We start from the raw sequence: 13581 nt of genomic DNA on the forward strand, positions 1-13581 counted from the left end.
GCTCAGTCGCGGGCTGCGTTCCACTGCAGGTCGCCGCGCGGCCGATGCTGGTCACCGACGCGTCGAGTGTAGCCAACGCGATTGAAGAACTCCAAGATCTGGATGCTGCGTTTGCGGCCCAGGCCGATGGCATCGCGGAACGTGGCCGCATCCACCGTGCCGCTGGCCTGTGACAGCTGCGCGACGATCGCGGCGAGTTCCGCAATGCGTGCGGGTGCATAGAACAGGTCCGGCACCACCTGGAACAGCTCGCCACGTGCGGTGGCGCGGCGCAGGACGGCGCGGACTTCGTCTTCGGCCAGGCCGATCTCGGCAGCAAGGGTGCGCACCCACGGCGGATCGAAGCCACCGGCGTGCAGTTGCGGCAGCACGCGTTCCAGCAGCAGACGCTCGCGTTCCGGTGGCGCATGGTCATGCCCGGGCAGGCGCCACCAGGCACCCACGCGTTGCACGCTGCCGTCGTCCAGCAGGTCCTGCAGCAGCGCATTCCAGAGGCTCGCTGCAAGCGCGGGCAGGGTGCTGCGCTGCAGGCGGCCGCTGTCGACACCGGGTTCGTCCGGGCGTCGCTCATGCCATCCACGCAGTGAGGCGATCACCTGCTCGCGCAATGCCTGCCAGTGCGACACAAGGATGACTACCGTGTCTTCACGGGTGACGATGCGTCGCGTGTCTGCAGGAAGATCGATCCGGTCGGCGGCGCGCCGGCAGTAGCGCTGCAGCGCGGCCATGGCAACGCCGAAGGGCGCCTGCTGCAACAGTGGACCGATTCCCGCACCCGCGGCCAGTTGCTCCAGTGCTCCCAGCCATGCGAGCCGTGCAGGACTGCGCCGGCGCCGCTGTGGCGGGTCCGGATCGAGCACGAGGCCGCCGCCCAGCGTGTGGGTGGCCGCTGAATCGCGGGCAATGAAGCGATCGCCACACATCGCACAGACCGGAGCATCGAACACCAGCTGCACCAACTGCCCATCACCGTGGTCATGGTCCTCCAGCAGCACCACATGGGCCTGCCGGTGCATCGTGCCCCAGTGGATATGCAGCGGTGCCCAGTCGCGCAACGGTGCGGCCAACGCGGACAGCCGCAACCGCACATCAACGCGGGTGGTGGCCAGCAGTGCGCGTGCGTCGGCGATCCAGTCACCGCGGCGGATGTCATCACGGGCGATGGCCGCCAGGTTCAGCGCGCAGCGCTGCCCGGCCATCGCGTGGTCACTGGCCTGGTTCTGCGCGTGGATGCTGCGTATGCGCACTTCAGTGGCGGCCGGCATCAGTTGCAGATGCTCACCCACCGAGGCGATGCCGCCGTGCACTGCGCCGGTCACCAGCGTGCCGTGGCCGGCCAGCGAGAACACGCGGTCCACCGGCATGCGGAACAGCTCGCTGCGCAGTTCGGCCTGGCGCGTGCTGGCGTCGTCCGCCGCCCACGCGTGCAGCTGGGTACGCAGCGCGTTGATGCCAGCATCGTCGGGTGCGGTGCTGTTGCAGGTGAACACAGGGGAATCCTGCAGCGGCGTGCCGGCCAGCAGGGCAGCGACCTCGATCTCGACCCGGGCCAGGCGCGCCGCATCCACACGGTCGATCTTGGTCAGCGCCACCGCACCCCGGTTCACGCCCAGCAGCTGCAGGATGGCCAGGTGCTCGCGGGTCTGTGGCATCACGCCGTCGTCGGCAGCGATCACCAGCAGGGCGACATCGATACCCGTGGCGCCGGCCACCATCGTGTGCACGAAGCGCTCATGGCCCGGCACGTCGACGAAACCCAGCGTCGCGACAGGACCTGTGCCGTCCCTGCGTTCCACAGGAACATAGGCATAGCCCAGCTCGATGGAAATACCACGCGTACGCTCTTCCTGCAGGCGATCGGTTTCGATGCCGGTCAGTGCCCGTACCAGGCTGGTCTTGCCATGGTCGATATGCCCGGCGGTGCCGACGATCATGCCTGCAGCGTGCTCCACTGGGCGAGGAAGTCGGCTTCGTCGGCCGGTTCCAGGCAGCGCAGGTCCAGCCACAGCGCGTCATCGGCAATGCGGCCCAGCACGGGTCGCGGCAGCTGACGCAGGCGCTTGGCCAGGCGATCCAGTCCGCCACGGCGCGCGCTGGTAATGCGCAGTCCGGCGCTGGCCAGCTGCGCCTGTGGCTGCGCGCCGCTGCCGATCTGGCTGTGCATCGAAGCAGGCTCGAGGCTGTAGTCCGCCGCCAGCGAGGCACGCATCGGCTGCAGCAGGCGCTGGGCCTGCGCATCAATGTCATCCTGCGTGCGCGAGAGCGTGCGCAGTGTCGGCAGCCGCTGTGCCAGCAGCTCGGGTTCGCGGTACAGGGCCAGCACCGCCTCCAGTGCGGCCAGGCCCATCTTGTCCATGCGCAGTGCCCGCTTCAGCGGGTTGCGGTTGATCCGCGCGATCAGGTCCGCGCGACCGGCGATGATGCCGGCCTGCGGGCCACCCAGCAGCTTGTCGCCGCTGAACGAAACCAGATCGGCGCCGTCCGCCAGTGTTTCCTGCACGGTGGGCTCGTGCGGCAGGCCGAACGTGGCCAGATCGCACAGGCTGCCACTGCCCAGGTCCACCACCAGCGGCAGGCCATGCTCGTGCGCGATCGTGGCCATCGCTGCGGTGTCGACCTTGGCGGTGAAGCCGGTGATCGCGTAGTTGCTGGCGTGCACCTCCATCAGCAGCGCGGTGCGCGCGCCGATGGCATTGGCGAAGTCGGCCGGGTGGGTGCGGTTGGTGGTGCCCACTTCCAGCAGCCGCGCGCCGGCACTACGCATCACATCGGGAATGCGGAAGGCGCCACCGATCTCCACCAGCTCGCCGCGTGACACCACCACGTCGCGACGGTTGGCCAGGCTGTTGAGCAGCAGCAGGACCGCCGCCGCATTGTTGTTGACCACGGTGGAGGCTTCGGCACCGGTCAGCTCGCAGATCAGTGCCTGTACCCGCGCATCGCGGTCGCCGCGACGGCCACGGATGACGTCGAACTCCAGATCGACCGGCGCGGTCATCGCGCGGGTGACTGCCTGCACCGCGGCCTCGGGCAGCAATGCGCGACCCAGGTTGGTATGCAGTACGGTGCCGGTCAGGTTGAACATCGGTTGCAGGTCCAGCCGTGCATCGGCTGCCAGTGCGGCCTCGACCGCTGCCACCAGCGCCGGGCCGTCGACCGCTTCCTGCAGCTGCGCGGTCGACAACTGGCTGGCGCTGACACGCTCACGCAGCACCTGCAGGTGCGAACGCAGCAGCTGGGTGATGCGGCTTCGACCGTGGCCTTCGATCAGTGGCGCCAGTGCAGGCAGGCGCAGCACCCGGTCCAGCGAGGGCAGGGCGGCGGCCGATGCCGGGGCGGGGGGCATGGCTGTCATCGCCTCAATCGCCGTCGGATTGCCACAGCAGAGGATTCTGGCTGGCACGCGCATAGCCTTCCTCGGCCAGCAGCAGATCCAGCGCCAGCGTGCCGAGGTCATCGGCCACCGGCTCCAGTGACGGGTCCTTTTCCAGATACAGGATCTTGCGGTAGCTGTGGCAGTGGTCGCAGGTCTCGGCACGCACCGCGCTCTCGCGCACCGCCTCGCCGCTGTCGCCGTCCACATCGGCCAGGGCGCGATAGGCGATGTCCTTGCCGGCGGCACCACACTGGCTGCACTGCACGCGCACGTAATGCCACTGGCAGGCGCACAGCGAGCACGACAGGTAACGGTAGGACGCATAGGGTGGGCGTGCCTGCACCACGCTGGTCACCGGCAACGTGCCGCACAGCGGGCACAGCCCTGGCGCATCAGCCAGCGGCTTCAGGTCGGTAGGGCGGAAGCTGGCTGCGAGCACCGCCCAGTAAACCTGCAGTGCGTTCATCACCAGCAGCGCAGCGACCGCATCCACCGACGGCGCGTCATCGCGCTCCAGCACCGCGTGCGCCTGAGCATCCAGCCAGGCGTCGTCGGCAGCCGCGACGCGTTGCAGCTCCTGCCGGGTTTCCATCGGCAGCCCGGCTTCGTCGGCACAGTGCTGGCACAGCGTGCGCAGCCAGTCGCGCCAGCATCCATCCAGCTGAAGCGTGTTGGCCGGCCGCAACGGCATGCCGGCACCGGGCGCCGCACTCGACTGCTGCGCACGCGCCTGCGACTGCAGCACCTCGCGCTGCTGCGGTGTCAGCTCATCCAGCAGCGCCTGCTGTGCATCGGCCAACGCCGCCAGCAGCTGCAGGTAGCCGCCGATGGCACTGTGCGCGGCCAGGCTGCGCAGGCGCGTCGCGCGCTCGGCGAACAGTGACTCGATATCGGGCAGGATGATGCGCGGCACATCGCGCGAGGCGAGCGTCTCGATCTCACCGGGTTCAAGGATGCGTTGTGCCATGCAGGGCCAGCCAGAAGAACCAGCCTCCATCCTCGCCGTTGTCGGCGCTCGCGTCCAGCAGGTTCAAACAACGCAGTCGAGCAAAGCAGTCGAGCACGGCTCGACTCTACAAAAACCGGTTTCGGTCGTCGCCATGTTCATCGTGTCGACCAAGGTCGACACCCACCAAGAGCAGCTCATGCCATTCCGACAGCAGCGGGAAACTGTGGAAGGCGGGGTGGATCCGGTTGCGGGGGTGTCCGCGGCATGGATGCCGCGGCCAAGCCCCCAAGGACGGGTTGACGGCGTCCCCCGCAACCGGACCCACCCCGCCACCCCTCAGGAAGCCCGCTCTTGACGTTGACGTTGACCTTGCCTCTGCGGGTGCAGGGCCGCAGGCCCTGCCGCTAACCCTCTTCCCGACGTCCGCGCAGGATGTCCCTGAACCACTGCCGGTGGTGCTTGTACGCCCACCCATAGGTCACCTTGCCCTGGGTCATCGCCCGCACCGAGCCCTTGATCCAGATCGCCGCATAGATGTGCACCACGATCGCGCACACCAGCACCCAGCCGAACAACGCATGGGCCAGCACCGAGAAGCGGATCAGCCCGATCGGGAAGAGATGGCTGAAGTATTGCCGCCAGATCACGATGCCGGTCAGCAGCAGTGCCGACAGGCAACCAATGATCGCCCAGAACAGGAGCTTCTGGCCGGCATTGAAGCGGCCTACTGGCGGCAGCTTCTCATCCTCGTTGCGCAGTACATCGCGCATGCCGCGCATCCACGCGCGGTCGTCGGCGGTCGGCAGATTGTCGCGCCACATGCGGAACGCCAGCAGCGCAAAGCCCACCACCATGGCCAGCCCGATGAACGGATGCAGGATGCGCGTCCAGGGGCCGCCACCGAACAGCTGGGTCAACGGGAACAGGGCAGGGTGGAACAGCGCCAGCCCGGACAGCGCGGTCAACACGAAGCAGATCGCCACGATCCAATGGTTGATGCGGGTCGGTGCGCGGTAGCGGATGATCTGGCGCGGGTGCGGGGCGTACTTCATGGCCGCTGCTCCTCTTCGATCTTCTTCGCCTCGTGCTCGGCTTCCTCTTCTTCCTCGTCATTGACCGTGTTGCGGCCGATGCCGATGTAATGCAGGAAGCCGGCGAAGGCGGTGGCGGCGATCGCCAGCACGCCCAGCGGCTTGGCCACGCCCTTCCACACCTCCACCATCGGGCTGATGCGCGGGTCCTTGGGCAGGTCGGCATACAGCTCCGGCTTGTCCACGTGCTGCAGCACGTACATCACGTGGGTGCCGCCGACGCCCTGCGGATCGTACAGGCCGGCGTTCTCGTAGCCGCGAGATTTCAGGTCTTCCACGCGTCCGGCCGCGTGCTCGGTCATCGCCTGCTTGCTGCCGAAGGTAATCGCGCCGGTCGGGCAGGTCTTCACGCAGGCCGGTTCCTGGCCCACCGCCACCCGGTCCGAACACAGCGTGCACTTGTAGGCCTTGTGGTCCTTCTTGGAGATGCGCGGCACGTCGAACGGACAACCGGTCACGCAGTAGCCGCAGCCGATGCAGTTCTCTTCCTGGAAGTCGACGATGCCATTGGCGTACTGGATGATCGCGCCGGGCGACGGACAGGCCTTCAGGCAGCCCGGATCGCTGCAGTGCATGCAGCCTTCCTTGCGGATCAGCCACTCCAGCTTGCCCTTCTCGTCCTCGTACTCGCGGAACTTCATCACCGTCCACGACTGGTCGCTCAGGTCGGGCGGGTTGTCGTAGCTGCCAACGCAGCTGCCCACTTCGTCGCGCAGGTCATTCCACTCCATGCAGGCGACCTGGCAGGCCTTGCAGCCGATGCACTTGCTCACATCGATCAGCTTGGCGACCTGGCCGGTGTGCGCACCACGCGCCTCCGGCGAGGGCGTGGTGGTGGCCGAGCGGCGGATGATGTCCAGGGATTGCAGTGACATGGCGTGTCTCCTACACCTTCTCGACCTTGACCAGGATGCACTTCGATTCGGGCGTCTGCGAGTTGCCGTCACCGATGGCGTTGGTCAGCGTATTGGCGATGTATCCGGGCTTGGCCGCACCGAGGAAGCCCCAGTGGATCGGCACGCCCACCTGGTGCACGGTCCGGCCATCGATCTGCAGGGCCTTGATGCGCTTGGTCACCATGGCGACCGCTTCGATGTGGCCGCGCTTGGAACTGACCCGCACGCGGCTGCCGTTGTTGATGCCCAGCTCGTCGGCCAATGCCGCGCCGATCTCGACGAACTGCTCGGGCTGGATGATGGCGTTCAACTTGCCGTGCTTGGTCCAGAAGTGGAAATGCTCGGTCAGGCGGTAGGTGGTGGCCACATGCGGGAACTCGTCCGGCGAACCGATCTGTGCGCGATCGCTGGCGAATACGCGGGCGGCCGGGTTGTTCAGGGTCAGTGCCTGGCCGGGGCTGAGCGGGTTGCTGCGCAGCGGTGTATCGAACGGTTCGTAGTGCTCCGGGAACGGGCCTTCGGCCATGCCGGCCTTGGCGAAGAAGCGGGCGATGCCCTCCGGGTTCATGATGAACGGGCCCATTCCGCCGGCGGGATCTTCGTCGGCCTTGAAGTCGGGCACGTCCACGCTGCCCCAGTTTTTCCCGTTCCACGCCAGCAGCGTGCGCCGCGGATCAAACGGCTTTCCGGCGACGTCGCACGAGGCGCGGTTGTACATCACGCGACGATTGGCCGGCCACGCCCAGGCCCAACCCAGCGTGTTGCCGATGCCAGTGGGGTCGCTGTTGTCACGCCGCGCCATCATGTTGCCGGTCGGGCCCCAGGCACCGATGTAGATCCAACAGCCGGAGGCGGTGCTGCCGTCGTCGCGCAGGTCGCCGAATGCGGCCAACTGCTCGCCGGCCTTGCGCACCAGCTTGGTTGGGTCCTTCGGATCGAACACGTCGGTCAGCGCCTTGCCGTTGTATTCCATCGCCAGTTCTTCGGGCGTGGGTACCTCAGGGTTGGCGTAGTTCCAGGCCAGGTCGCGCACCGGCTCCCACCACGCACCGCCGTCCTTCTCGTACATCGCTTTGATGCGATGGAACAGCTCGGACATGATCTCGATGTCGCTGCGCGCTTCTCCCGGTGGGTTGGCACCCTTCCAGTGCCACTGCAGCCAGCGCGAGGAATTCACCACCGCGCCGTTCTCCTCGGCGAAGGAGGTGGTCGGCAGGCGGAATACTTCGGTCTGGATCGTGCTCGGGTCGACGTCGTTCAACGCACCGTGGTTCTGCCAGAAGGCGATGGTCTCGGTTTCCAGCGGGTCCATGCTGACCATGAACTTCAGCTTGGAGAACGCGCTGATCAGCTTGCCCTTGTTCGGCGCCGAGGCCAGCGGATTGAAGCCCTGGCAGATGTAGCCGTGGATCTTGCCTTCGTTCATCAGCTCGTACGCCTGCAGCATGTCGTACGGCTTGTCGAGCTTGGGCAGGTAATCGAAACACCAGTTGTTGTCGGCGGTGGCGGCGTCGCCCCACCACGATTTCATCAGGCTGACGTGGAACTTCGGGTAGTTCTGCCAGAACGACATCTGGTTGGCGCGCAGCGGCTTCTGCGTGCGCTTGGCGATGTAGGCCTCGTAGTCCTGCTCGTCCTGTTTCGGCAGGGTCAGGTAGCCGGGCAGCAGGTCGGACATCAGGCCGATGTCGGTCAGGCCCTGGATGTTGGAATGCCCGCGCAAGGCGTTCATGCCACCACCGGCCACGCCGATGTTGCCCAGCAGCAGCTGCACCATGGTGCCGGCACGCACGTTCTGCGCGCCGATCGAGTGCTGCGTCCAGCCCAGCGCGTACAGGATGGTCATCGCCTTGTCCTTGCCGGCGGTGGACGCGATCATGTCCCAGATCTGGCGGATGCTGTCGGCCGGCGTGCCGCAGATGCGTTCGACCATCTCCACCGTGTAGCGCGCATAGTGCTGCTTGAGCAGGTTGTAGACGCAGCGCGGGTCCTTCAGCGTCGGGTCGCTGCGCACGAAGCCATCGTCACCGTAGGCGTAGTCCCAGCTGGAGCGGTCGTAGCTGCGCTTCTCTTCGTTGTAGCCCGAATACAGGCCGTCCTTGAAGGCGAACTCGTCCTTCACCAGGAACGACATGTCGGTGTAGTTCAGCACGTACTCGTGCTGGATGCGGTCCTCGGTCAGCAGGTAGTTGATCAGGCCGCCCAGGAACACGATGTCGGTACCGGTGCGGATCGGCGCGTACACGTCGGCCACCGCGGCCGAGCGGTTGAAGCGCGGATCGACCACGATCAGGCGTGCCTTGTTGTGTGCCTTGGCCTCGGTCACCCATTTGAACCCGCACGGGTGCGCCTCGGCGGCATTGCCACCCATGATCAGGATCAGGTCGGCATTCTTGATGTCGACCCAGTGATTCGTCATCGCACCACGGCCTAGCGTCGGGGCAAGACCTGCCACCGTCGGGCCGTGTCAGACACGTGCCTGGTTGTCGAATGCCAACATGCCAAGGGAGCGCACGACCTTGTGGGTCAGCACCGCGGTTTCATTGCTGGTGGCCGAGGCCGCCAGCATGCCGGTGGTCAGCCAGCGGTTGACCGTCTGCCCGGCCTCGTTCTTCTGCACGAAGTTGGCATCGCGGTCTTCCTTCATCAGCCGCGCGATGCGGTCCAGCGCATCGTCCCAGCTCAGCCGCTTCCACTCGTTCGAGCCCGGCGCGCGGTACTCGGGGTAGAGCAGGCGCGACTTGCTGTGGATGATGTCGGCCAGGCCGGCGCCCTTCGGGCACAGCGTGCCGCGGTTCACCGGATGGTCCGGGTCGCCTTCGATATGGAAGATGCTCGGCTCGGCGTTCTTGGCACCATCGCCGAGGCTGTACATCAGGATGCCGCAGGCCACCGAACAGTAGGTACAGGTGTTGCGGGTCTCGGTCGCGCGGGTCAGCTTGTACTGCCTGACCTCCGCGAGCGCGATGCCGGGCGCGAAGCCCATCAATGCCAGGCTGGAGCCGACCAGGGTTGTCCCGGTCACTTTCAGGAACTGGCGGCGGCTCATCGATGGCATGCCGTTCTCCTGGGATGGCGGGGAGGCGCAGGCCTCCGGGCTGTCGTTGGGTACGGCCCGGTTATAGCACAGGCCCCCGTACGCCCATGTGGCACAAGGCCCGGCGCCCGCCAGACGAGCGCGCGACGGGGCCGCTCTGGTAAAGTTGCGTGCCCGCCCCCCGGGGAAAGCGTCTGCCGGGCCTGGTTCCAGGATGTTCCGCGCAGCCCCCGCCGTCCTGGCGCGATCCTCCGCGCCGGATCTGGAACACCGAGGAAAAATTTTGCGAAATCAACCCGTTGGATCCCCCGCATGAGCGCCGCGTCGAAGCCGTCGGACGCCGTTGCGCGCGGCACGCTGTACATCGTTGCCGCCCCGTCCGGTGCCGGCAAGAGCAGCATCGTCAATGCCACCCTGGCGCGTGACCCGCAGATCGCCCTGTCGATCTCCTTCACCTCGCGCGCGATGCGCCCGGGTGAAGTGAACGGCCAGCACTACCATTTCGTCTCTGCGGAGAGGTTCGAGGAAATGATCGCCGCCGGCGACTTCTTCGAGCATGCCTGGGTGCACGGCGACTGGAAGGGCACCGCCCGGCAGTCGGTGGAGCCGCAGCTGGCCGCCGGCCAGGACGTGCTGCTGGAAATCGACTGGCAGGGCGCGCAGCAGGTGCGCCAGCTGGTGCCGGGCACGGTCACCGTGTTCATCCTGCCGCCGTCCAAGCAGGCCCTGCAGGACCGCATGCGCAAGCGCGGCCAGGACAGCGAGGCGGTCATCGCCCAGCGCCTGGGCGCGGCACGCGATGAAATGCTGCACTTCAACGAGTTCGACTACGTCATCGTCAATGAGGTGTTCGACACCGCCGTGGACGAGCTGTGCGCCATCTTCACCGCCAGCCGCCTGCGCCGGGAGGCCCAGAAGGTCCGCCACGCCGGCCTCATCCAGGCCCTGCTGACCCCCGATCCGGGTGCAACTGACTGATTCCAAAAGAATCGGGTGGGGGTTGGCTTGATTTTGTCCAGCCCCTGCCAGTACACTCCGTCCCCTTTCCCTCATTCGACTGAGCGGCCGACCGGTCGCCGGGAGCCCGTATGGCCCGCATCACCGTAGAAGATTGCCTGGAAGTCGTTAACAACCGTTTCGAACTGGTCATGATGGCTTCCAAGCGTGCCCGCCAGCTCGCCAACGGCGTGCAGGCCACGCTGGACAACAGCGAGACCGAGGACAAGCCGACCGTGCTGGCGCTGCGCGAAATCGCCGCCCGCAAGATCGACAACGCGCTGATCGACGAAGTCGAGAAGGCCGAGCGTGAGCGCGCCGAGCGCGAAGCGCTGGAGTGGGCTGCCGCCGAAGTGGTCGCCGACGAAGACATGTCCAAGAACGACGATTGATCGCATCGATCAACGTTATTGCTGGATCGCCGAACAGCCCGCCCCGTGCGGGCTGTTTCGCATTCAGGATTTGCCGTAAACGTCGCGCTGGAATAGGCTTCGGGCATGAACCCAGGCCCCACTGCCAAGGTCGCCGCAGCCCCCGCTGCCGCCGTACCCGACTACGTCCTCCAGCTTGAACGCGCCGCCCATTACCTGCCGCCGGAACAGCTGCCGCTGCTGCGCCGTGCCTGGGAAGTCGGTGCCTCCGCGCACGCTGGGCAGACGCGCAAGTCGGGCGAGCCCTATATCACCCATCCGGTGGCCGTGGCCCAGGTGCTGGCCGAGCTCGGCCTGGACGTGGAAGCGCTGATCGCCGCGATCCTGCACGACACCATCGAAGACACCCCGCTCACCCGCGAGGCGCTGGCTGCCGAGTTCGGCGAAGCCGTGGCCGAACTGGTCGACGGCGTCACCAAGCTGGACAAGCTGAAGTTCCGCGACCGCCAGGAAGCGGCCGCGGAGAGCTTCCGCAAGATGCTGCTGGCGATGTCGCGCGACCTGCGCGTGATCATGATCAAGCTGGCCGACCGCCTGCACAACATGCGCACGCTGGGCGCGCAGAGCCGCGAAGCGCGCGGCCGCATCGCCCGCGAGACGCTGGAGATCTACGCGCCCATCGCCCAGCGCCTGGGCATGAGCCTGGTCAAGAGCGAGCTGCAGAACCTCGGCTTCAAGGCGCTCTACCCGTGGCGCCACGCCATCATTGAAAAACACATCCGCAGCCAGCCGGTGGTGCGCCGCGAGGCGATGGCGCAGGTGGAAGTGCAGCTGTCGCAGCGCCTGGCCAAGGAGGGGATCGAGCATCGGCTGATCAGCCGCATCAAGACCCCGTGGAGCATCTACAACAAGATGCGCGACGAGAACAAATCCTTCGACCAGGTGATGGACGTGTTCGGCTTCCGCCTGGTCGTGCGCAGCGTGCCCAGCTGTTACCACGCGCTGGGTTCGGTGCATGCCACCTTCAAACCGCTGGATGGCCGCTTCCGCGACTTCATCGCCATTCCCAAGGCCAACGGCTACCAGTCGCTGCACACCGTGCTGTTCGGGCCGTATGGCTCGCCGATCGAAGTGCAGATCCGTACCGAGGAAATGGACCTGATCGCCGAGCGCGGCGTGGCCGCGCACTGGACCTACAAGTTTGGTGGCGATTCGCCCAACAGCGCGCAGAGCCGTGCCCACGCCTGGATCGTCGAGCTGATCGACTCGCAGCGCGCTGCCGGCTCCTCGCTGGAGTTCCTCGACAACGTCAAGGTCGACCTGTTCCCGGACGAGGTCTACCTGTTCACGCCGAAGGGCAAGATCCTGGCCCTGCCGCGCAATTCCACCGCGCTCGATTTCGCCTACGCCGTGCATACCGATGTCGGCAACATGGCGGTGGCCTCGCGCGTGGACAAGAAACTGGTGCCACTGCGCACCAAGCTGGTGTCGGGGCAGTCGGTGGAGATCATCACCGCACGCTCGGCCACGCCGAAACCGCAGTGGCTGGAATTCGTGGTCACCAGCAAGGCGCGCACTGCCATCCGCCACCAGCTCAAGCAGCTGGAACACGAAGATGCCGTGCAGCTGGGCCACCGCATGCTCGACCGTGCGCTGGAGGCGATGGATTCGTCGCTGGAACGGCTGCCGAAGGGGCGCCTGGATGCGTTCCTGGCCGAGCATCGTTTCCCGCGCCTGGAGGCGCTGCTGGCCGAGGTGGCGCTGGGCAACTGGATGCCGACCCAGGCCGCGCAGGCGCTGATGGCCTACGCCGAACTGCGTGGCGGCCCGCATTCGCGCCACCATTCGCAGGAGAAGATCCTGATCAACGGCAGCGAGCGCGGCGTGGTCACCTTCGCCGGCTGCTGCCAGCCGATTCCCGGCGACGAGATCATGGGCTACCACACCGCCGGCAAGGGCATCGTGGTGCACCGCATGGACTGCCCGAACCTGGCCGAGCTGCGCAAGTCGCCCGAGCGCTGGGTGCCGATCGGCTGGGACACCACCGTCTCCGGCGACTACGACACTTCGCTGGTGGTGGAAGTAGAGAACGGCACCGGCGTGCTGGCGCAACTGGCCGCCGCCATCGCCCAGAGCCATTCCAACATCGAGCGCGTGGACTACCTGGACCGCGACTTCAACGCCGCCGTGCTGGCGTTCAACATCCAGGTGCGCGACCGCAACCACCTGGCCGAAGTGATGCGCCGCCTGCGCCGCCTGTCGGTCGTGCAGTCGGTACGCCGCCAGTAGGTCCTGCGCGGACCGGTAGTGCCGGCCGCTGGCCGGCAACGTCGCGGTGCTTCCGATGTTCATGAGGTTGCCGGCCAGCGGCCGGCACTACCGGAGCGGTGCGGTAGATCCACGCCATGCGTGGATGCTCCCCCACCCGGTACAATCACCGCTCTGTTTTCCCCCAAGCACCGGAGCGACCCATGTCCCGCCAGATCATCAACACCGAAAAGGCCCCCGCCGCCATCGGCCCGTACTCGCAGGCCGTGCGCGCCGGCAACACCGTGTACTTCTCCGGCCAGATCCCGCTCGACCCGGCCACCGGCGACATCGTCGGCGCCGGCGACGTCGAAGCACAGGCCCGCCGCGCCTTTGACAACCTCAAGGCCGTGGCCGAAGCCGCTGGTGGCTCGCTGGACAAGGTCGTGCGTCTGGGCCTGTACCTGACCGATCTGGGCGAGTTCGCCAAGGTCAACGCGGTCATGCAGGACTACTTCCAGGCCCCGTACCCGGCCCGTTCCACCATCGAAGTCTCCGGCCTGCCGAAGGGCGCCAACTTCGAGGTCGACGCGGTGATGGTCATCGACTGACCGCCAC

At 66.8% G+C, this 13581-nt stretch carries 10 protein-coding genes; 4 read left to right on the forward strand and 6 right to left on the reverse strand.

Going from position 1 to position 13581, the window contains the following annotated elements:
- Positions 1 to 2 precede the first annotated feature (2 nt).
- From selB to fdnG, 6 genes are all read right to left on the reverse strand, one after another.
- On the reverse strand, positions 3 to 1934 hold the full coding sequence (gene selB, locus AC5P9L_RS08330) for a selenocysteine-specific translation elongation factor (RefSeq protein WP_495230598.1): 1932 nt from the start codon (positions 1932 to 1934) through the stop codon (positions 3 to 5).
- Positions 1931 to 3355 carry an L-seryl-tRNA(Sec) selenium transferase gene (gene selA / locus AC5P9L_RS08335; RefSeq protein WP_087802387.1) on the reverse strand — a complete coding sequence of 475 codons (1425 nt, stop codon included), beginning with the start codon at positions 3353 to 3355 and terminating at the stop codon, positions 1931 to 1933. The genes selB and selA overlap by 4 nt, the downstream gene beginning before the upstream one ends.
- Positions 3356 to 3359: 4 nt before the next feature.
- On the reverse strand, positions 3360 to 4343 hold the full coding sequence (gene fdhE / locus AC5P9L_RS08340; protein WP_495230600.1) for a formate dehydrogenase accessory protein FdhE: 984 nt from the start codon (positions 4341 to 4343) through the stop codon (positions 3360 to 3362).
- Positions 4344 to 4729: 386 nt separating this feature from the next.
- Positions 4730 to 5377: a formate dehydrogenase subunit gamma gene (locus AC5P9L_RS08345; protein ID WP_227415638.1), complete on the reverse strand. Its 648-nt coding sequence runs from the start codon at positions 5375 to 5377 to the stop codon at positions 4730 to 4732.
- Entirely contained in the window at positions 5374 to 6291 is a 918-nt protein-coding gene (gene fdxH, locus AC5P9L_RS08350; protein ID WP_005410881.1) for a formate dehydrogenase subunit beta, read from the reverse strand. Before fdxH ends, AC5P9L_RS08345 begins: the two co-directional genes overlap by 4 nt.
- A gap of 10 nt (positions 6292 to 6301) precedes the next feature.
- Positions 6302 to 9370, reverse strand: coding sequence for a formate dehydrogenase-N subunit alpha (fdnG, locus tag AC5P9L_RS08355; protein WP_143568549.1), 3069 nt, complete (start codon positions 9368 to 9370; stop codon positions 6302 to 6304).
- Between the two features lie 291 nt (positions 9371 to 9661).
- On the opposite strand from fdnG, the gene gmk reads away from it, so the two are divergent.
- The 4 genes from gmk (at position 9662) to AC5P9L_RS08375 (ending at position 13574) form a co-directional block, all read left to right on the forward strand.
- Positions 9662 to 10327, forward strand: coding sequence for a guanylate kinase (gmk, locus tag AC5P9L_RS08360; RefSeq protein WP_005414359.1), 666 nt, complete (start codon positions 9662 to 9664; stop codon positions 10325 to 10327).
- A gap of 110 nt (positions 10328 to 10437) precedes the next feature.
- The gene (gene rpoZ / locus AC5P9L_RS08365; RefSeq protein WP_005410877.1) at positions 10438 to 10737 is read left to right on the forward strand and encodes a DNA-directed RNA polymerase subunit omega; all 300 of its coding nucleotides are present in this window, start codon (positions 10438 to 10440) and stop codon (positions 10735 to 10737) included.
- Between the two features lie 105 nt (positions 10738 to 10842).
- Entirely contained in the window at positions 10843 to 13005 is a 2163-nt protein-coding gene (locus AC5P9L_RS08370) for a RelA/SpoT family protein (RefSeq protein ID WP_005410876.1), read from the forward strand.
- 182 nt (positions 13006 to 13187) lie between these two features.
- Positions 13188 to 13574 (forward strand): RidA family protein, encoded by a 387-nt coding sequence (locus tag AC5P9L_RS08375; RefSeq protein WP_005410875.1) that lies wholly within the window; start codon positions 13188 to 13190, stop codon positions 13572 to 13574.
- Positions 13575 to 13581: the final 7 nt, after the last annotated feature.

This window comes from Stenotrophomonas sp. YJH_SMC_64 (assembly GCF_059371375.1).